This is a genomic window from Paenibacillus sp. NEAU-GSW1 (assembly GCF_009737085.1).
Lineage (GTDB): Bacteria > Bacillota > Bacilli > Paenibacillales > Paenibacillaceae > Pristimantibacillus.
Map to the genome: position 1 here is coordinate 149,579 of NZ_WOVL01000004.1, position 20,536 is coordinate 170,114.

General features: G+C 50.4%; 21 protein-coding genes. 1 reads left to right on the forward strand and 20 read right to left on the reverse strand.

The window, feature by feature from the left end:
* The 12 genes from atpD to GOM71_RS04000 all read right to left on the reverse strand — a co-directional run bounded on the left by atpD (position 1) and on the right by GOM71_RS04000 (position 10,079).
* Complete coding sequence (atpD, locus tag GOM71_RS03945) at positions 1-1,404, reverse strand: F0F1 ATP synthase subunit beta (protein ID WP_156278447.1); 1,404 nt, start codon at positions 1,402-1,404, stop codon at positions 1-3.
* 26 nt (positions 1,405-1,430) lie between these two features.
* The gene (gene atpG / locus GOM71_RS03950) at positions 1,431-2,291 is read right to left on the reverse strand and encodes an ATP synthase F1 subunit gamma (protein WP_156278448.1); all 861 of its coding nucleotides are present in this window, start codon (positions 2,289-2,291) and stop codon (positions 1,431-1,433) included.
* Between the two features lie 121 nt (positions 2,292-2,412).
* Complete coding sequence (gene atpA / locus GOM71_RS03955) at positions 2,413-3,927, reverse strand: F0F1 ATP synthase subunit alpha (RefSeq protein WP_156278449.1); 1,515 nt, start codon at positions 3,925-3,927, stop codon at positions 2,413-2,415.
* Positions 3,928-3,952: 25 nt separating this feature from the next.
* A complete protein-coding gene (locus GOM71_RS03960; RefSeq protein ID WP_156278450.1) occupies positions 3,953-4,492 on the reverse strand; it encodes a F0F1 ATP synthase subunit delta in 540 nt (179 codons plus the stop codon).
* Complete coding sequence (gene atpF, locus GOM71_RS03965; protein ID WP_156278451.1) at positions 4,489-4,971, reverse strand: F0F1 ATP synthase subunit B; 483 nt, start codon at positions 4,969-4,971, stop codon at positions 4,489-4,491. The genes GOM71_RS03960 and atpF overlap by 4 nt, the downstream gene beginning before the upstream one ends.
* Before the next feature lie 89 nt (positions 4,972-5,060).
* Positions 5,061-5,276, reverse strand: a complete 216-nt coding sequence (gene atpE / locus GOM71_RS03970) for a F0F1 ATP synthase subunit C (RefSeq protein WP_156278452.1) — start codon at positions 5,274-5,276, stop codon at positions 5,061-5,063.
* A gap of 92 nt (positions 5,277-5,368) precedes the next feature.
* A complete protein-coding gene (gene atpB / locus GOM71_RS03975) occupies positions 5,369-6,127 on the reverse strand; it encodes a F0F1 ATP synthase subunit A (RefSeq protein WP_156278453.1) in 759 nt (252 codons plus the stop codon).
* A 22-nt stretch (positions 6,128-6,149) separates the two neighbouring features.
* A complete protein-coding gene (locus tag GOM71_RS03980; protein WP_156278454.1) occupies positions 6,150-6,518 on the reverse strand; it encodes an ATP synthase subunit I in 369 nt (122 codons plus the stop codon).
* On the reverse strand, positions 6,511-6,744 hold the full coding sequence (locus tag GOM71_RS03985) for an AtpZ/AtpI family protein (protein ID WP_156278455.1): 234 nt from the start codon (positions 6,742-6,744) through the stop codon (positions 6,511-6,513). The genes GOM71_RS03980 and GOM71_RS03985 overlap by 8 nt, the downstream gene beginning before the upstream one ends.
* Positions 6,745-6,932: 188 nt before the next feature.
* Positions 6,933-8,081 (reverse strand): non-hydrolyzing UDP-N-acetylglucosamine 2-epimerase, encoded by a 1,149-nt coding sequence (wecB, locus tag GOM71_RS03990; protein WP_156278456.1) that lies wholly within the window; start codon positions 8,079-8,081, stop codon positions 6,933-6,935.
* Between the two features lie 93 nt (positions 8,082-8,174).
* A complete protein-coding gene (upp, locus tag GOM71_RS03995; protein ID WP_156278457.1) occupies positions 8,175-8,804 on the reverse strand; it encodes a uracil phosphoribosyltransferase in 630 nt (209 codons plus the stop codon).
* A gap of 99 nt (positions 8,805-8,903) precedes the next feature.
* A complete protein-coding gene (locus tag GOM71_RS04000; protein WP_156278458.1) occupies positions 8,904-10,079 on the reverse strand; it encodes a glycine-rich domain-containing protein in 1,176 nt (391 codons plus the stop codon).
* A gap of 823 nt (positions 10,080-10,902) precedes the next feature.
* Between GOM71_RS04000 and GOM71_RS04005 the strand changes: the two genes are divergently transcribed.
* Positions 10,903-11,667, forward strand: coding sequence for an endonuclease domain-containing protein (locus GOM71_RS04005; RefSeq protein WP_156278459.1), 765 nt, complete (start codon positions 10,903-10,905; stop codon positions 11,665-11,667).
* A gap of 153 nt (positions 11,668-11,820) precedes the next feature.
* Here the strand turns inward: GOM71_RS04005 and GOM71_RS04010 are convergent, their stop codons facing one another.
* The 8 genes from GOM71_RS04010 to rpiB all read right to left on the reverse strand — a co-directional run bounded on the left by GOM71_RS04010 (position 11,821) and on the right by rpiB (position 20,510).
* The gene (locus tag GOM71_RS04010; protein WP_156278460.1) at positions 11,821-12,783 is read right to left on the reverse strand and encodes an ABC transporter ATP-binding protein; all 963 of its coding nucleotides are present in this window, start codon (positions 12,781-12,783) and stop codon (positions 11,821-11,823) included.
* Entirely contained in the window at positions 12,780-13,784 is a 1,005-nt protein-coding gene (locus tag GOM71_RS04015) for an ABC transporter ATP-binding protein (protein ID WP_156278461.1), read from the reverse strand. The genes GOM71_RS04010 and GOM71_RS04015 overlap by 4 nt, the downstream gene beginning before the upstream one ends.
* A gap of 12 nt (positions 13,785-13,796) precedes the next feature.
* Entirely contained in the window at positions 13,797-14,720 is a 924-nt protein-coding gene (locus GOM71_RS04020) for an ABC transporter permease (protein ID WP_156278462.1), read from the reverse strand.
* A gap of 7 nt (positions 14,721-14,727) precedes the next feature.
* Complete coding sequence (locus tag GOM71_RS04025) at positions 14,728-15,660, reverse strand: ABC transporter permease (RefSeq protein ID WP_367649459.1); 933 nt, start codon at positions 15,658-15,660, stop codon at positions 14,728-14,730.
* A gap of 256 nt (positions 15,661-15,916) precedes the next feature.
* Positions 15,917-17,587: a peptide ABC transporter substrate-binding protein gene (locus tag GOM71_RS04030; protein ID WP_156278463.1), complete on the reverse strand. Its 1,671-nt coding sequence runs from the start codon at positions 17,585-17,587 to the stop codon at positions 15,917-15,919.
* Between the two features lie 456 nt (positions 17,588-18,043).
* Positions 18,044-19,291: a serine hydroxymethyltransferase gene (locus GOM71_RS04035; RefSeq protein ID WP_156278464.1), complete on the reverse strand. Its 1,248-nt coding sequence runs from the start codon at positions 19,289-19,291 to the stop codon at positions 18,044-18,046.
* Positions 19,292-19,387: 96 nt separating this feature from the next.
* Positions 19,388-20,026, reverse strand: a complete 639-nt coding sequence (locus GOM71_RS04040; protein WP_156278465.1) for a TIGR01440 family protein — start codon at positions 20,024-20,026, stop codon at positions 19,388-19,390.
* A gap of 31 nt (positions 20,027-20,057) precedes the next feature.
* Positions 20,058-20,510, reverse strand: coding sequence for a ribose 5-phosphate isomerase B (gene rpiB / locus GOM71_RS04045; RefSeq protein ID WP_156278466.1), 453 nt, complete (start codon positions 20,508-20,510; stop codon positions 20,058-20,060).
* Positions 20,511-20,536 lie beyond the last annotated feature (26 nt).

A 20,536-nucleotide genomic window follows, 5' to 3' on the forward strand; every position in this document is an offset into this window, starting at 1 on the left:
TTACAGCGTTTTGGCTTTCTCCACGGCCTCTTCAATGACACCTACATATCGGAAAGCTTCTTCCGGAAGATAGTCATATTTGCCCTCGAGAATTTCTTTGAAGCTGCGAACGGATTCTTTAACCGGCACGTATTTGCCTTTGATGCCAGTGAAAGGTTCAGCAACGTGGAACGGTTGGGACAAGAACAATTGAATGCGGCGCGCGCGCGATACAGTCAATTTGTCTTCTTCGCTCAACTCGTCCATACCAAGGATTGCGATAATATCTTGAAGCTCTTTATAGCGCTGAAGAATTTTCTTAACGCCTTGAGCTACATTGTAGTGCTCTGCGCCCAAAATTTCTGGGTTCAGGATACGGGACGACGATGCAAGCGGATCTACCGCTGGGAAGATACCCATCTCGGAGATTTTACGCTCCAAGTTTGTCGTTGCGTCCAAGTGGGCAAACGTCGTTGCAGGAGCCGGGTCGGTGTAGTCATCGGCAGGTACGTAGATCGCTTGGATCGAAGTAACCGAGCCTTTTTTCGTCGACGTGATACGCTCTTGCAATTGACCCATTTCAGTTGCCAGCGTTGGCTGGTAACCTACCGCGGAAGGCATACGACCAAGAAGGGCCGAAACCTCGGAGCCTGCTTGTGTGAAACGGAAAATGTTGTCGACGAACAGAAGAACGTCTTTGCCTTCCGTATCACGGAAGTATTCAGCCATTGTCAGACCCGTCAAAGCAACGCGTTGACGCGCGCCTGGCGGCTCGTTCATTTGTCCGAATACCATCGCCGTTTTTGGCAATACGCCGGAGTCTTTCATCTCGTGGTACAAGTCATTGCCTTCACGAGTACGCTCGCCTACGCCGGCAAATACAGAAATACCGCCGTGCTCTTGAGCGATGTTGTTGATAAGTTCTTGGATCGTTACCGTTTTACCTACACCCGCGCCGCCGAACAGGCCGATTTTACCGCCTTTGGCATATGGAGCGAGCAAGTCGATAACTTTAATGCCTGTTTCGAGAATTTCCGACTGTGTCGACAATTCTTCGAATGCAGGGGCTTGGCGGTGGATCGGAAGGTTGATTTCCGATTTCGCTTCGCCGGCTTGGTCGATTGGCTCGCCAAGTACGTTAAATACACGGCCGAGCGTTGGAGCGCCAACCGGAATAGTAATAGGTGCGCCTGTGTCAACGGCTTCCATGCCGCGAACGAGACCGTCGGTCGTGCTCATTGCTACAGCACGTACCAAGTTGTCACCCAGATGAACGGCTACTTCAAGCGTCAGATTGATATCAATGCCGCCTGCTTCACCCTTCTGCTGGATTTTGACAGCGTTCAATATTTCCGGCAGGTTGCCGCGTTCGAACTCTAAGTCGACGACCGGACCCATGACGGATACAACGCGTCCTTTTTTCATGGTTTTCCCTCCTGGTTCCATCATAATTACGATTGAGCGTTCGCACCTGCGACGATCTCGGAAATTTCCTGGGTAATCGCCGCTTGACGAGCGCGGTTATACGTCAGCGTCAGCTGGTTGATCATTTTGTTTGCATTCTTCGTCGCGCTGCCCATTGCAGTCATACGAGCGCCGAACTCACTTGCTTTGCCGTCCAGAACTGCGCTGTAAATAAGCGTTTCCGCATATTTAGGAAGCAGCACTTCCAGTACGCCTTCAGGTGACGGCTCGTATTCATAAGCTGCAACAGAAGCGTTGCCGCTCACTTCTTCAAGCGGGAGCAAGCGCGTTTCTGTCGGAATTTGCGTGATTGCGTTCACGAATTGGTTGTAGAACAGATAGAGCTCGTCATACGCGCCCTCAGCGAAGTTTTTCACTGCTGTATATGCAACCGATTTGATGTCGGCAAACGTCGGAGAATCCGACAAACCGATAACTTCCTCGACGATCGGCATATTGCGGCGGCGGAAGTAATCCCGGCCTTTGCGTCCGATAACGAACAGTACAAATTCGTCATTCGACTTATGCTTCTCGCGAATCGTCATCGTTACTTTACGAAGAATATTGGAGTTGTAACCGCCCGCAAGACCGCGATCGGATGTGATAACGAGATATCCCGTTTTCTTCACCGGACGCGATTCCAGCATCGGATGCTTCACATCCTTCGTGCCGGCTGCGATGCTTGCTACGACTTCCTTCAGCTTATCCGCGTAAGGACGGGCAGCCGTTGCCGCTTCCTGCGCTCTTCTGAGCTTGGATGCTGCAACCATCTCCATCGCTTTCGTGATTTGCTTCATATTTTGTTTACTCTTGATTTCGCGTTTAATATCGCGCATGCCTTTTGCCATTGCTTTTCACCCGCCTTTGTTGCCCGGCCTGCGCGATAATGCGCAGACCGAACCTGGTGTTGGTAGGAGTAAGAACCTACGCCCGTACCATTCAGAACGGGCGTTTATTTATGCGTCAAGCTTATGCCGATACAGCAAAGCTTTTCTTGAATTTATTAATCGCGTCAACAAGAGCCTTCTCGTTGTCGGCAACCAGATCTTTCGTCGTGCGAATCGATTCGCCGATTTCCGGATGGTTGGAGTCGAGGAACGACAGGAATTCTTTCTCGAAGCGAAGGATGTCCGCAACCGGAATTTCGTCCAAGTGGCCTTTAACAGCCGTGTAGATCGAAATAACTTGTTTCTCAACCGGCATTGGCTCGTTAACGCCTTGTTTCAGAATTTCCATCGTACGCGCGCCGCGGTTGAGGCGGGAAAGCGTCGATTTGTCGAGGTCGGAGCCGAATTGCGCAAACGCTTGAAGCTCGCGGTAAGCCGCAAGGTCCAGACGGAGTGTGCCGGCAACCTTTTTCATTGCTTTAATTTGTGCGGAACCGCCTACACGGGATACGGAGATACCGACGTTTACTGCCGGACGTTGGCCGGAGTAGAACAGGTCGGATTCCAGGAAGATCTGGCCGTCCGTGATGGAGATAACGTTCGTAGGGATGTATGCCGATACGTCGGAAGCTTGCGTCTCGATGAATGGCAGAGCCGTAAGCGAGCCGCCGCCGAGTGCGTCGCTAAGCTTCGCAGCGCGTTCCAGCAAACGGGAGTGCAAGTAGAATACGTCGCCTGGGTAAGCTTCCCGACCTGGAGGACGGCGAAGCAGCAAGGACAATTCGCGGTATGCTGCCGCTTGTTTCGACAAGTCATCATAGATAACGAGAACATGCTCGCCTTTGTACATGAAGTACTCGCCCATCGAGCAGCCTGCGTATGGAGCCAAGAACAGCAATGGAGCTGGCTCGGAAGCGCCTGCAGTTACGATGATTGTATATTCCAAAGCGCCATGGCGGCGAAGCGTTTCAACAACGCCAGCAACAGTGGATTGTTTTTGGCCTACGGCTACATAGATACATTTCACGCCATTGCCTTTTTGGTTGATGATTGCATCGATTGCGATCGCCGTTTTACCTGTTTGACGGTCGCCGATGATGAGCTCGCGTTGGCCGCGGCCTACCGGTACCATCGCATCGATTGCTTTGATGCCTGTTTGCATTGGCTCATGAACCGATTTACGGTCGATAACGCCAGGCGCAGGAGATTCAATTGCGCGGAATTGAGTCGTGTTGATCGGACCTTTGCCGTCAAGCGGCTGGCCCAATGGGTTCACGACTCGGCCAAGAAGCTCTTCGCCGACTGGAACTTCCATGATGCGGCCAGTACGTTTAACTTGGTCGCCTTCTTTGATGTCTGTGTATGGTCCGAGGATAACGACACCGACGTTGCTTTCCTCGAGGTTCAATGCCATACCGACAACACCGTTTGCGAATTCGAGCAACTCGCCTTGCATCGCATTCTCCAAACCGTGAACGCGGGCGATACCGTCACCGACAGTAATGACAGTGCCGACGTCTACGACTTGAATTTCGGATTTATAGTTTTCGATCTGTTGTTTAATCAGCGTGCTGATTTCATCAGGTCTGATACTCAATTCGTTCACCCCTATCTACCGTACATTAGATTTTAAACGATTTTTGTAAACGATCCAGCTTGCCGGACAAGCTTCCGTCATACAGACGATCGCCGATGCGCACTTGTACGCCGCCGAGCAAAGTTGGCTCTACGATTTGCTGTGCAATAATTTTCTTCCCTGTCAATTGATTGAACTGGTTAACAACTTCCGTAAACTCAGCTACAGACAATTGCGCAGCGGAATATATAGTTGCGTGAGCTTGACCAAGCGCTTCTCCCGCAATTTTTGTATAAGCTTCGGACACTTCCAAAATAACATCTTGGCGTCCGCGAACGACAAGAAGCTCAAGCGTGTTCAATACAATAGAAGAAACACGATCGCCGAATGCCGATTTCAATACTGCAATTTTGTTCTCTGGTGCAATGTTAGGGAAAGAAAGGAACTTAGCAGCGTCTTGATCCTGTTCCAGAGCTTGAGCGATCAGCTTAAGCTGGTCTTCAACCTCGGAAACAATTCCATTCTGCTGAGCGAGCTCGAACAATGCTTTGGCGTAGCGCTTCGCTACGACTGTGTCCCGGCTCATTTGCTTCCTACTTCTTTCAGGTATTGATTAACCAACTGCTCCTGAGATTTTTCGTCGATTTGCTTCTCGATAATTTTCGATGCGATTTTGACGGAGATACCGCCCACTTCGGTACGAAGCGCGGCGATCGCTTTGTTTTTCTCGCTCTCGATATCTTTCAAAGCGTCATCCTTCAGGCGAGTTGCTTCCGATTTAGCCGATTGTACGATATCGTCGGCTGTTTTCGTGCTTGTCGCTCTAGCTTGCTCGATAATGTCGTAAGCTTCTTTGCGCGCTTGTTCAAGCGCCGCTTTCTGCTCAGCCATATTCTCTTCAGCCTGCTTGCGGCTGGATTCTGCCGTGTTCATTTGTTCGAGCACCAACTGTCTGCGTTGCTCCATAATGCTGAACAATGGTCCGAAGGCATACTTGTTCAGAAGCCAGTACAAAATGCCGAAAGCAACCATTGCGATTACTGTAGATTCCCATTGCCAATCCATTGCTGCCACTCCTTCCTCAACACAGAATTGTCTAAATCATAACGAAGGCGAAGAGGGCTAGGCCTTCCCCGCCAGTTGCGAATGGTCAATTAAGCGCTGAAGAACGCCAAGAAGCCGATAACTACGCCGATGATAGGCACGACTTCGACGATACCTACGCCGATAAACATCGTTGTTTGAAGCTTGCCTTGCAGTTCTGGTTGACGAGCGATGCCTTCAACTGTTTTGCTTACGATCAGACCGTTACCTACGCCTGCGCCAACTGCGCCCAAACCTACTGCCAATGCTGCTGCCAATATTTCCATTTGTAAATCCTCCTCGAAAAATGTGTTTTTAGTTTTTTATAACTTAACCCTCGCATGATAGCGCGGGTGTCAAACGCTTTGTTGCTTCATTATTAATGGTGATCTTCGTCGTGAATTGCTGCTTGCGAGATGTATACCATCGTAAGCATTGTGAACAGGAACGCTTGAATCGCACCGACGAAAATACTGAATCCTTGCCAAGCGATCAGGAACGGCGTACCGATCCAGCCCAGCATCAGAATCGTGCTGATCAGCACCTCGCCCGCATAAATGTTTGCGAACAACCGGAGCGCCAGCGTTACCGGCTTCGAAATCGTCTCGATCAAGTTAATCGGGAAGAAGATCGGATACGGCTGGAAGTAGTGCTTAAGATAATGCTTGCTGTTCAATCGGAGACCGAGGATATGGACGATGAAGAACACGATAATCGCCAAGCCTGCCGTCACCGAAATATCAGCCGTAGGCGATTTCCACCAAGCGATAGCCACGTGATGGCCATGCTCGAACATTTCCTTCGTAATCCCGAGCGATTCGATCTCATGATGCGGCTCGGTAACGATACCGAAAGGCAGGCCGAGCAAGTTGGAGATGAAAATGAACATAATCAGCGTCATGCCAAGCGACAGAAAAGGCTTAACCCGGTTAAGCGGCATCGCGCTCGAAATGAGGTTATGAACAAAATCAACTACCCACTCCAGGAAGTTTTGCATTTTGGATGGGTTGTCCACCGAAAGATTCCGCGTCGCCAGCTTAGCGATAAGGAAAGTAACAATCCCGGATACCAGAAGAGCAACCAGCATCGCAAGATCGATATCAAACGGCCCGAGCTGAAGTATCGGAAATTCATGCATGTAAAATTCTCACCCCTTTCCGCTATGATTGTCTTTTGTTGTGAATATATGCTGCTGCCAGAAGAATAAACGGCATGACCATACAGCCCGCTAAGGCGGCAGGCATGTTGAATTTCTCCGGAAAACGATAGGCAAGCATGGCAACCAGCAAAACTGTCGCAATGCGGCTTCCAAGCCCAATCCCCATCCGGCGCGCTGTTCCCCCTGCTGCTCCGAATGTGACAAGCTCCACTCTGCGTTTTAATAAAAACGCATTCATGTAACTTGCTGCCAATCCCAGAAGCAGACCGAGAGTAACCGTACGCCATTCCGGCACGGCAGCCCAAACTACCAAAGTTGCCGCAGTAACCAAAAGAAGCGTCCGTACTGCCGTCGACATCATTTTATCCATCGGCTTCCTCCATTACCTTCTTCACAAGCAGAATGGCTGAGAGTATACCGACAGCCAGACCGACCAGTATGCCCCCGACGGTCCATCCTTTCTCGTCGCCGAAACGGCTTCCGAGCGATGATCCGATCCAGTAGCCTAAAAAGATACATGCAGCGACTTGTAATCCGAGCGCTCCGACTAAGCCGGCAGCGAACAGCGGATTGTCCTTTCTGCTCTTTTTATTCATGATCATACCCCTGTCAATCCTCATATATTTTATCGAAGCGGCGCAAGGTTTGTCAATTGATATAACTGCGAATTTTCGTTGGCAAAATCGCCAAAACCCTTGATAAATCAAGACTTCGGAGTGAGCAAAACCATACAGTACCACTGTATGCTGTACATTCCGCTATCATCCGAATGCAATCGAGCTATTTATGAATTTTGTGTGAACGGGTCGGGACGCTCGGATTTTCTGCCAAAATGATGCAGTATCGCCTGGACAATACGCACCGACGCTTGTCCGTCGCCGTAAGGATTTGCTGCCTTGCTCATCCGTTCATAGAGAGCTCCGTCATTCAATAGCGCTCTAGCCCGGTTGTAAACCTTGTCTTCATCCGTGCCTACCAGCTCCAGCGTTCCCGCCTCGATACCTTCCGGACGTTCCGTCGTGTCGCGGAGCACCAGTGTCGGCACGCCAAAGGACGGCGCTTCTTCCTGCAAGCCCCCGGAATCCGTCATAATCATATAGGCATGCGGGTAGAAGTTATGGAATTCAAATACGTCGAGCGGTTCAATGAGCTGAATGCGCGGGTGATTGCCAAGAATTTCGTTCGCAGGCTCTCTTACCGCCGGGTTCGGATGGACCGCATACACGATCGCAACGTCCTCATGCTCATCCGCAATTCGTTTAACCGCGCGGAAAATATTGCGATGCGGCTCGCCGAGCGCTTCGCGGCGGTGCGCCGTCATCAGAATCATCCGTTTGCCTTTGGCCCATTCGATTACCGGATGCGAGAACGACGGATCAACCGTGTACTCGAACACGTCCGTAGCCGTATTGCCGGTCACATAAATCGTCGATTCCGATTTGTTTTCTTTACGCAGGTTGTTGGCGGACCATTCCGTTGGCGCAAAATGAACATCGGACAGGACGCCGGCAAGCTGGCGGTTCATCTCTTCCGGATACGGCGAAAGCTTGTTCCACGTACGAAGTCCGGCTTCGACATGACCGACTTGAATTTGCTTCAAGAAAGCGGCATAGCTCGCGAGGAACGTCGTTTGCGTATCGCCGTGCACAAGCACAATATCCGGCTTCGCTTCGGCAAGCACCGGATCAAGTCCCTCCAGCACGCGAACCGTCGTCTCCGTCAGCGTCTGGCGGTCCTTCATTACATTCAAGTCATAGTTCGGCTGAATTTCAAAAAATTCAAGCACTTGATCAAGCATTTGCCGATGCTGCGCAGTTACGCAAACGATCGATTCGATCTGATCCGCATGCTTATTAAGCTCAAGCACGAGCGGAGCCATTTTAACCGCCTCCGGACGCGTTCCGAAGATGGTCATTACTTTCAGTTTAGACAAAACCATTCACTCCTATTATCAAGCGTAAACGGCTTCACCTTGTTTTTTGTCAAGAGAAGCCCGTTTCGCAGAAAAATCGACCAAACGCTGACGCTAATTGGTGCCGAAAATCCGATCGCCGGCATCACCGAGACCAGGCACAATATAGCCTTTTTCGTTCAACCGCTCGTCTAAGGCCGCCAAGTAAATGTCGACGTCCGGATGCGCTTCTTGAACAGCTTTCACGCCTTCAGGCGCAGCAATCAAGCACATCAGCTTAATATGCTCGCACTCGCGCTTTTTCAAAGCGTTAATCGCAGCGATGGCCGAGCCGCCGGTCGCAAGCATTGGATCAATGACGATCAGCTGGCGATTCGGCGCATCGGTAGGAAGGTTAATGTAATATTCTGTCGGCTGCAGCGTCTCATGATCGCGGAACAGACCGATATGTCCAACCTTTGCGGCAGGGACGAGCTTTAGAATGCCCTCCACCATACCCAGACCTGCGCGTAAAATCGGCACCAGGCCGATCATGCGCCCGGAAATCACTTTCGCTTCGGTTTCCGCTACCGGCGTCTGTACTTTTATCGTATCGAGCGGAAGATCTCTTGTAATCTCGTAGGCCATTAATGTAGCGACTTCGTCGACCAATTCACGGAAGTCTTTTGTTTTCGTATCTTTGTTCCGAATATAAGTCAGCTTATGCTGAATCAACGGATGGTCGCAGATGACCAGTTTGCTCATGAAGCTTAATTCCTCCTGTGGTACTTATTCTTTTTTGGACACAATCCCGTTTATTATATCATTGTAAAGGTTGGGTTGCATCCTGAGATTTCATGGACATTAACTGCTGCTGCAGCCGCTTCCGCAGCTGCTTCCTCCGCAGGACGAGCCGCTGTCGCTGCTGCCGCCTCCCCCGCTGTCAAATCCGCCGCCGCTATCGTTGCTGCCGCCGTCATAACTTCCTCCGTCATTATTGCCGTAATCCTCTCCATTGCCGCCGTTATCCGATGCTTCATCCGAGTCTGAACTATAGCCGGAACCGTCGACATATCCGTAGGATTCCCTTTCTTCTTCTGATTGAGCCTCCTCCATTTGGCGGTTGAACTCATCTTCATTCGCATTGGACAAGGAATTTAACAGAAGAATGCCTGACAGCATACCGGTAGCGCCGAGTAACGGATCATAGCTGCCGTTCCAGCCGGAATAATCATCGTTACTGCTGTCATTGCGCTGTTTTCCGTTCACTGTTGACAGCTGCGTCCGCGCCCGATGAATCAAGTAGTCGTTCGTATGGCGAAGATCGTTATAATGAGCGGAAGTTTTGCCGTTAAACCATTGTGCGCGAAGCTCCTCCGGCTGAAATGCGTGAAGCTCCTGCAGCCTTTTGTCCGGCATTCTCGTCCGATAGAACGCGCCCCACAAACGGCCGCTCGCCGGAGCTGGCGCAAACAGCTCGCCGTACACCCAGTCGAACCAAGCCCGTTCCCCCTGTTCCGGCTGCTCGCCTTCGCCATGAGGAGCATGATGGATCATCTCGCCGCAGAAGCGAATACAGAACTGTTCATATTCTCGCGTAAACATGAGCATTTCATGCCACACCACATCGACTTTTCGGCTGTACATTGGCACACCCTTCACGACAGCGCACATGAGGAAGTATCGTTTCAACTCAAACCAGGTCCAATTCCATTCGGAATCACTCATGTTTGGCGTAATCTTGAGCACGCGATCCTTAACCCGGCTCTCGTAATCGAGAGCGAGTGAGGATTCCAGCCTTACCGCCGCTTCATAAGCGGGATGTCCCTGCGGTACACCAAGCGCCGCAGGAGGCTGCTCCGACGGCCAACGAAAGCTTGCGCTTGAACCTTTGCGGTTGCTTACATGATTCGTACCGTATCTGCTGTAAGCGCCCCTGTTGTTATAGGAACTCGACTTTTTCGATTTCGAATTGGAGCTGACGAGCGCAATCGTTACCATAATTACCGCAGCAACAATAAATAAAACAAACGGATCCATAAGAAAGCCTCCTTAGTTGTATTGCTGAATATTTCCATTTTATCATAGGTGCCGCAATATATGACGCTATGTTTTTTAGTAAGGCCAGAATTAGCCTTACATAGAGCCTAGCAACTATCTATCCTCGTCGGGCACGTGCGGAAAGGACGAAACTGGCCTTACAGCCGCAAATTCAACTGTTCCGTGACCACGTAAGGCCAGAATTGGCCTTACATAGAGCCTAGCAACTATCTATCCTCGTCGGGCACGTGCGAAAGGACGAAACTGGCCTTACAACCGCAAATTCAACTGTTCCGTGACCACGTAAGGCCAGAGTTAGCCTTACATAGAGCCTAGCAACTATCTATCCTCGTCGGGCACGTGCGGAAAGGACGAAACTGGCCTTACAGCCGCAAATTCAACTGTTCCGTGACCACGTAAGGCCAGAATTGGCCTTACATAGAGTAGAGTAACTATCTGTACTAGTTGGGCACGTGCGGAAAGGACGAAACTGGCCTTACAGCCGCAAATTCAACTGTTCCGTGACCACGTAAGGCCAGATTTGGCCTTACATGGAGCCTAGCAACTATCTATCCTCGTCGGGCACGTGCGAAAGGACGAAACTGGCCTTACAACTGTAAAAGTTACTGTTAAGCAATCGCATAAGGCCAGATCTGGTCTTATATTGAGTAGAGTAACTATCTGTCCTTCAAAGCTCGAAACTGGCTATGGCGATAGCTGGCGCAACTTTTCAACTTAATATTGCTTCTACCATTATTCTAATGGTAAAATTACACATATATCAAATACGGTAGCGAAGCACGCACCGCGTTGACCGGACAATATGTCCGGATGGCGCGGTGCTTTTTATTTTACTAAAAGATGGAAGGGCGATGATCGCTTTATGGCTATGGACGAAAAGCAATACGCTAGTATGTATGAAATATGGCTAAAACAGCATGTTGCTGAGCGCGCCGGCGAATCCAAGCGCCGATTGGCGAATGGACTGGGGCACGGAGAACAGCGTTTTATTGAAGCTGTTTGGATACCCGCCTTCGGCCATCTTCGCGGTTTGCATCCCGAGTATGAAGTAGCCGACTTTAAAGACGGCACCCGTTTCATTGATTTCGCTTATCTCGAAGGGTCGCTGCGGCTAGCGATCGAGATCGACGGCTTTAGCACCCACGCCTCCAACATCAACCGCTGGCAATTTTCCGACAGCCGTATGCGGCAAAACCATCTGGTCTTAGACGGCTGGACGGTAATGCGATTCTCTTATGACGATGTTAACGAGAAACCAAAGACTTGCATCCAGCAGCTGCAACAATTGATCGGAATATGGAGGATGGATAAAGATCAAGAGGAATGTGCGATAGTCGATTATCTGCTAGAGTGCGAGGTTATCCGCCTTGCACTGCATATCGGAAAACCTATTAAACCTATTCTGGTTCAGCAACATTTACAAATTAGCAAACATAGAACCAAGTTGGTACTCTCACGACTAGTTGCCAGCGAGAAGTTGCTGCAAACAGGAAAGGGCACTCAGCGAAAGCGTGTCTTCGTAGTGAACCGCAGCAAGCTGGCCCAACACTTTCGCTATGGCCGGTAGTCACAGGGGTGGTCGTAAGGCCAAATCTGGCCTTACGCGCTCGCTCAACAGTAACTTTTGCGATTGTAAGGCCAGTTTCGGGCTTACGCACACAACGCGTTATCAACAAAAAACCAGCTCGTCTTCACTGCAGCGAAGACGAGCTGGTTTTCATTAAACCTCAGCGTAATGGCAAGAAGCAAAGTGGCCTTTGCGGATTTCGAGCAACGCGGGTTCGACCGTTTTGCATTTGTCCGTCGCGATCGGGCAGCGCGTGTGGAACTGGCAGCCGCTCGGCGGGTTGATCGGGCTTGGCAGATCGCCTTTCAGCACGATACGCTCGCGCGTCGCTTCCACTTCCGGGTCCGGGATCGGAATCGCGGACATGAGCGCCCGCGTATACGGATGCGCCGGGCTCGCATACAGCTCGTCACTCGTCGCGAACTCCACGATTTTGCCCAGATACATAACAGCAACGCGGTCGCTGATATGCTTAACCATTGACAAGTCATGGGCGATGAACAAATAGGTCAAGCCCATCTTGCGCTGCAAATCCTGCAGCAAGTTAACAACCTGCGCTTGAATGGATACGTCGAGCGCCGAGATCGGCTCGTCCGCAATGATGAACTTCGGATCGACCGCCAAAGCTCGCGCGATACCGATCCGTTGGCGCTGTCCGCCAGAAAATTCATGCGGATAACGCGTCGCATGATCCGGATTCAAGCCGACGAGATCAAGCAGCCCTTCTACCTTGCGCTTGCGCTCGGTACGGCTGCCGGCCAAATTATGAATATCAAGCGCTTCGCCGATAACATCCGTAATCGTCATACGAGGGTTCAAGGAAGCATACGGATCTTGAAAAATCATCTGCATATCGCGGCGTAAAGCTTTCAGCTTCGAACCTCTCATCGCATAAATATCTTGGCCTTGGAACGTAACGCCGCCGACCGTCGGTTCGTACAGACGAAGAATCGTCCGTCCCGCCGTCGATTTGCCGCATCCGGATTCGCCAACGACGCCGACCGTTTCACCCTTGTAGATGTTAAAGTCGATATCATTGACCGCCTTCAAGATCTTCCCGCCGCCAAGATTGAAAAACTTGCGCAAATGGTTGACCTGCACTAACGGCTCGCTCATACAGGCACCTCCTCGCTGCGGGTCGCATACGGATGCGCCATCCAGCATGCCGATTGATGCGATTCGTTGCCGTCAACCGGAAGCAGCTTCGGATCGTTGCCCTCGCAGACTCGCATCGCTTCATTGCAACGGGCGCAGAAGCTGCAGCCAGCAGGCGGTTTAATCAGATCAGGCGGCATGCCGTAAATCGGAATCAACGGCTCGTCCTTTTTCTGATCGAGACGCGGCAGCGAACGCAAAAGCCCTCTCGTATAAGGGTGTTTAGGGTTCTGGAAAATCTCCCATTTCGTCCCTGTCTCCACCACTTTACCGGCATACATTACGATAACGCGGTCGCATACATCGGCAACGACGCCTAAATCATGGGTTATAAGAATAATAGAAGTGCCCATGCTTTGCTGCAAATTTTTCATCACGCGCAAAATTTGCGCTTGAATCGTTACGTCGAGAGCGGTAGTCGGCTCATCGGCAATGAGCAGCGACGGATTGCAGGCGAGCGCAATCGCAATCATCGCCCGCTGCCTCATCCCGCCCGAAAACTCATGCGGATACTGACTGAAACGCGCATCCGGATTCGGAATGCCGACCAGCTTCAGCATCTCTATTGCACGCTCGCGGGCAGCCGAAGCGCTGACGCCCTGATGCTTGATCAGGCCCTCTGTAATTTGGCGTCCGATGGTCAGCGTCGGATTAAGCGACGTCATCGGATCCTGAAAAATCATTCCGATTTCTTTGCCGCGAATGCCCTCCATCTGTTTTGGCGTTTTCGCCAAAATCTCTTCGCCTTTGAATTTAATCGAGCCGGTCGTAATAGCCGGCGGGGACGGAATGAGGCGCATCAATGATTGAGCCGTTACGCTTTTGCCGCAGCCGGATTCGCCGACGATCGCCACCGCTTCCCCTTTATTTACATGAAAGTTAACGCCGCGCACTGCTTGCACAGTACCGCCGCGCACTTTGAAATTCACGCGCAGATCTTTCACTTCAAGCAAAGCTTCCATCTGTCGCACCTCCTACTTTTTCATTTTCGGATCAAGTGCATCCCGAAGACCGTCGCCAAAAATATTGAAGCAAAGCATCGTCAAGCTGATAAGCACAGCAGGGAAAACCATCCGCCAAGGGAAAACCGTCATCGCCTTCAAAGCATCGTTAATCAATGTGCCCAGCGATGCTGCCGGCGCTTGAACGCCAAGGCCGAGGAAGCTCAGAAACGCTTCGGCAAAAATCGCGCTCGGCACCGTCATCGTAATCGTAACAATAATAGCCCCGATTGCGTTCGGCACAAGATGCTTGAACATAATGCGCACCGGACTTGCCCCAAGGGAACGGGCCGCGAGTACGTATTCCTGGTTTTTCAGCTGCATAATTTGCCCGCGGACAATCCACGCCATATTAATCCAGCCGGTTATACTCAGAGCCAAAATAATCGTAAACATACTTGGCTCCATAACGACGATAAGCAAAATAACGACAAGCAAACTTGGAATGGAATATAAAATTTCGCAAATACGGTTCAGCACTTCGTCGACGCGGCCGCCGTAGTAGCCCATAATACCGCCGATAATGACGCCGACAACCAAATCGACAAGCGCGGCATAAATGCCGACCTGCAGCGAAATGCCCGCGCCCATCCACGTGCGCTCAAACATGTCGCGGCCAAGCGCGTCCGTTCCGAACCAATGCTCCGCAGAAGGCTTCTGATTGGTTGCCGACAAATCGTTTGTCGAGTAATCGTAAGGCGTCATCATCTGTCCAAAAATAGCCATAAGGACGATCAAAGCAAGGATGACAAGGCTGACCATCGCCATTTTGTTGGAACGAAGTCGGAACCAAGCATCCTTCCATGCCGAAATGCTTTCGCGAACGACCATTTCCGGCACTTTCTCTTCCTTCGTCAATTTCCTGAAATCATCTTTCGTCAACGTTTGTTCAGTCATTGCCCGGTCAGCCTCCTTTCTTGCCGCTCAGTTTAATTCTCGGATCCACAAAGCCGTACGCAATATCGGTCACGAAACGCGCTAGCATCAGAATAACCGCATAGAACAGCGTTACGCCCATAATGAGCGTATAGTCCCGATTGGTAATGCTGCCGACAAAATCTTTGCCCAAGCCGCCGATACCGAATATTTGCTCAATCACGACCGAACCGGTAATAATATTGGCCGTCATTGGACCTACATACGTGACAACCGGCAAAATCGCGTTGCGCAAAGCGTGCCGCAAAAGAATGACACGGCCCGAAATCCCTTTTGCTCTAGCCGTCTTAATGTAATCGGCCGTTAGCACCTCCAGCATGCTGGACCGGGTTAAGCGGGCAATAAAGGCAGCCGGCAAGAAGGACAATGCCAGTACCGGCAAAATAAAGTCAGTCGGATCATTCAGCCCGGCAACGCTGAACCAGCGCAGTTTGACGCCGAACACAAATTGCAAAATCGTAGCGATAACAAAGTTTGGAATCGACACCCCCAGCACCGCAATGAAGATAGTGAAGGAATCGAGAAATTTTCGATGATTAAGTGCAGCAATCAGGCCAAGCAGAACGCCTGCAGCAACCGATACAATGATCGCAAATATGCCAAGCTGCAAGGAGTAAATGAAACCTCTTTGAATAACGTCAACAACCGACGTATATTGCTGCTTCATCGACAATCCAAGATCGAAGTGCAGCAAATTGTTCATGTAATGCAAATATTGAACGCCCAACGGGTCGTTTAAACCGTATTGCTCGTTAAGTCTCTCTTGAATGGCCGGAGGCACATTTTTTTCAGATTGGAACGGATTGCCCGGTATCGCTTTCATAAGAAAGAAAGTCGCGGATGCCAATACGAATATCGAAATAATCATAAAAAGCAGTTTCTGAAGGACATAGCGAACCACTCGTCGTGGCACCTCCTTACATCAGGATCTTTGATGACATCAGGATCTTTGAGCATGACATCAGGATCTTTGAGCATGACATCAGGATCTTTGAGCATGACATCAGGATCTTTGAGCAGAGCTCAAAATCACACCGCATCTCAAAATCACACCGCATCTCAAAATCACACCGCATCCCAAAGTCACTCAGCTTTATTGTAAAAAGGGATATACGCAGTCAAAGCTGCATATATCCCGCAAACCATGGACGTGCTTCTTATTTCGCTTCTACAGCTCCGCGAGTATAGTCAATATCGCCCTTGTAATCGATGAAAATGCCTGTGAAGCCCGGCTTGATCATATACACGCTGCTGTAGTAGAAAATCGGCATGATCGCACGAGTTTCGATCAGCATTTTCTCAGCTTCCGCCATAGCTTTCATACGCTCAGCTTGGTTATCTGTGCTGTATGCTTTGGCAACCAGCGCATCATAGTCAGCGTTCGCAAAGCCTGTGTTGTTATTTCCGCTCTTCGATGTGAACAGGTCGATAAACGTCATAGGGTCGTTATAGTCCGCTCCCCAGCCGCCGCGCGCCACTTGATAATTCAAGCGATTGCGGTTTTCGAGGAATACGCCCCATTCTTGGTTTTCAGTTGTAGCTGTAATGCCCAGGTTTTCTTTCCACATCGCAACGATCGCATCCGCTACACGTTGATGCTTTTCGTTCGTGTTGTAAGCCAGTTTTACTTCAGGCAATTGTTTCAAGCCCAGCTCAGCCAAGCCCTCAGCAAGCAGTTTTTTCGCTTGTTCGATATCCTCAGTGAAGTAATTTGCATCACTGAACTCTGTACGGAAATCTTCTTTTTCACCTTTGATGCCCGGCGGTACATAACCAAATGCAGGAGTTTCGCCGCCTTTTGCTACTTGCTCAGCGATATCTTTACGATTGATCGCCATCGAAAGCGCTTGGCGGATTTTCGCGTTGCTGAACACTTTGTCTTTGGTGTTGAACAGGTAGTAGTAAATGCTCGCTGTACCTTTTACTTTAAATTCATCCGGATTGCTTGCTTTCAGCGTGTCGAACTGCTCCGTCGGAATAAGGCCAGTCGGCATGCCGGCATAATCCAATTGACCTGTTTGGTACATGCTCAGCTCTGTATTGGAGTCGTTAACCATTGTGAAATGAACTTTCGTCAGTTTCACATCAGCTTTCGCATAGTAGTTTTCGTTAGGAACGAGCGTGATGGAAGTATTTTTCTTCCACTCGGACATTTTGAACGAACCGTTTGTAACGATTGTTTTCACATCAGTTGCCCAAGCTTCGTTGTCTTTCACCGATTGGTGAACAGGGAAAAATACGGTAAACGACATCAGGCTCAGGAAGTATGGCGTCGGGGAGTTCAGCTGAACTTCAAGCGTATGCTCGTCGATCGCTTTTACGCCAACATCGTCGGCAGTAACGCCGTCTGTGCCTGTGTTATATTTTTCTGCGTTTTTAATGTAGTACAACTGATATGCGTAAGCCGCAACAGTTGGTTTCAGGTTTGGATCCAATGCACGTTTCCAAGCAAATTCAAAATCATTTGCTGTTACCGCGTCGCCATTGCTCCATTTCGCATCATCGCGAAGTGTAAACGTGTAAGTCAGGCCGTCATCGGAAATTTTCCATTCTTTCGCAATGCCCGGAACGTCATTTCCGTTCTCGTCTTTGCGAGTCAAGCCTTCATAGATACCGTTAAGTACAGTTGCAGATACTTGGTCTTGCGCTTGTGCAGGATCAAGAGACGGCGGCTCCGAAGCCAAGTTCATGCGGAACTCGCTTTTCGCTGTTGCAGCGCCTTCGCCGCCCGCGTTGTTGCCTGTTTCATTCTTCGGTGTACAGCCTACTGCAAGTATAGCCAGAACCAGAAACAGAGAAATAAGTGTAAATCCATACTTCTTCTTCATGATAGACCTCCCCTGTTGTTCCTTACATTTTTGTGATAATTTTACATTATAGTGCCAAGGAAATTTTAACCATCCTCAAAGATTGTCAATATTAATTAGAAATCTACAGGATAATTATCAATTCCAACGCCAAAAACGTATTATTATCGCATGTTAAATACTTTTACACGAATATCAATATACAATACGATTTGGCGGACTGTCAATTACCATATCATACAATTGGTTCTGTATACACAGAATGAAATTGTCATTCCAACGATTAGGTATAGGATGCTGCAACTGACCATTCTTAATACGCCGCGAGCGGAAAAAAGGGGTGTCCCGGACTCATCAACTGATGATTCCGGGACACCCCTTAAAGAGACGAATAACGATAACGTTATTATATTAAAAAAAATGGCGGTGCAGAAGAGCATCCTGCAACGCCATTTGTATTGCAATGATAAGCCTTAACTAGTATTTCATCAAAGGATAGAGCGGATATTGAGCAGTCAGATCGCGAACGAGACCGCGCGCTTTTGTCAGCACCGCTTCATCTTCCGGATTTTTAAGCGTCATCGCGATAACTTCGCCAATTACTTTCATTGCTTTTTCGTCCATACCGCGGGAAGTAGCCGCTGGCGTACCAAGACGAATGCCGCTTGTGATGAACGGGCTCGTAGGATCGAAAGGAATCGCGTTTTTGTTAGCTGTGATGCCGATGGAATCAAGCACATGCTCAGCCGCTTTGCCTGTAATGTTCAGGCTGCGCGTATCAACGAGCATCAAGTGGTTGTCTGTTCCGCCGGAAACGATGTTGATGCCTTCGCCGATCAAAGTTTCAGCAAGCACTTTTGCATTGTTGATTACTTGCTGCGCGTATTGTTTCCAGGAAGGCTGAAGCACTTCGCCGAAAGCGACTGCTTTCGCAGCGATAACGTGCATCAAAGGACCGCCTTGAGAACCAGGGAATACAGCTTTATCGATAGCAGGAGCCCATTCTTTACGGCACAAGATCATGCCGCCGCGTGGTCCGCGAAGCGTTTTGTGCGTAGTTGTTGTAACAAAATGCGCGTGAGGAACTGGGCTTGGGTGCAGACCCGCAGCTACCAGACCTGCGATGTGCGCCATGTCCACCATGAACAATGCGCCTACGTCTTGAGCGATTTTGCCGAGTTTTTCGAAGTCGATCGTACGCGGGTACGCGCTTGCGCCTGCAACGATCAGACGAGGGCGATGTTTGAAAGCCGCTTTGCGCACTTCTTCATAATCGATTGTGAATGTATCTTCGCTAACGCCGTAAGCAACGAAGTTGTACAGCAAGCCGGATGCGTTAACCGGGCTGCCGTGCGTCAAGTGGCCGCCGTGCGCCAGGTTCATGCCGAGAACCGTGTCGCCAGGTTTCAACACAGCAAGGTAAACTGCCATGTTCGCTTGCGCGCCGGAGTGAGGCTGAACGTTCGCATGCTCAGCGCCGAAAATTTCTTTCGCGCGATCGCGGGCGATATCTTCAACAACGTCAACGTGCTCACAGCCGCCGTAGAAACGTTTGCCTGGGTAGCCTTCCGCATATTTGTTCGTCAGTACGGAACCAAGCGCTTCGATAACCGCTTCGCTAACGATGTTCTCAGAAGCGATCAACTCAATGTTGTCGCGTTGGCGCTGCAGCTCAAGGCCCATTGCCTTCAAAACTTCTGGATCTTGTTTACGTAGATTTTCCATGATATTGCCTCCTTAGATTGTACGAAGCAGCTTGCCTCGTCATATTTTGCTAAAAGCATATGGTTATAACAAAATAACGCTTGTATTGCAGCCTGCTTAATCGCAGGTTCCCGGCGATTGCTCTATCGCCAGGCCGCCGCCGCCGGCTCCGCCTTCCGCCTCCAGCGAGTAAACGGCGCGAACGCCGCCTATCAGCTTCGGTCTTGCGAACGCCATCGTAACATGCGCTTCGCCGATCTTTCGAATCGACGGACGTACCGGAACGGCAACCCGCCGCAGGTGCATGCCAATAAACGTATCGCCAATATCAATGCCCCCGTGAGCCGAGACAGTCTCAACCAGGACTGCGTCTTGAAGATGCCGGAACGCATAAGCCGCCATTGATCCTCCCGCTTTCGGAACGGGTACGGCAGCGACGATCTCCAAGCTGTACTTCTCGGCCGCTTCACGGTTAACGACCAGCGCCCGGTTCAAATGCTCGCAGCATTGGAACACCGGATAAAACCCAAGATCCCGGCGAGCCGCTTCTACGCCGGCGAAAATTTGCGCGGCCGCTTCAACCGTTCCGGAAGTGCCGATTCGCTGCCCCAGCACTTCGCTTGTGCTGGTGCCAATTACGAGCAGCTGTCCCGGGGACAAGCTGCCCGCTGCGGCTAATTCCCGAACGATTCGCTCGACATCCGCCGCTATATTCTGGTTAGGATCATGTGCAACTGCTTGTATATTGTCGCTCATTGATGATCGTCCCCTTCTAGTCCATCCTGTGTTAACGCGTGAATTGCTTTTCGATTTCCATCACTTTGTTTACGCGGCCAAGATGGCGCCCGCCGTTCGAGAATGGCGTATCCAGCCAAATGCGAACAATTTCCTGTGCAACGCCAGGTCCGACAATCCGCTCGCCCATTGCCAACACGTTCGTATCGTTATGTTCGCGTGTCGCTTGCGCCGAGAACATATCATGCACGAGCGCGCAACGGATGCCGGGCACTTTATTCGCCGCAATCGACATGCCGATGCCAGTTCCGCAAATGAGGATGCCGCGGTCCGCTTGGCCTTTCACAACACGATCGGCAACAGGGAGCGCGTAGTCTGGATAGTCAACCGATTGGCTGCAGTCGCAGCCGAGATCTTCGATCTCATGTCCGAGCGAGATAAGGTATGGAACAATTTCGTCTTTCAAACGGTAGCCCGCGTGATCCGCGCCGATTGCAATTTTCATAATGGATAGCCTCCTGAAATGTGTTG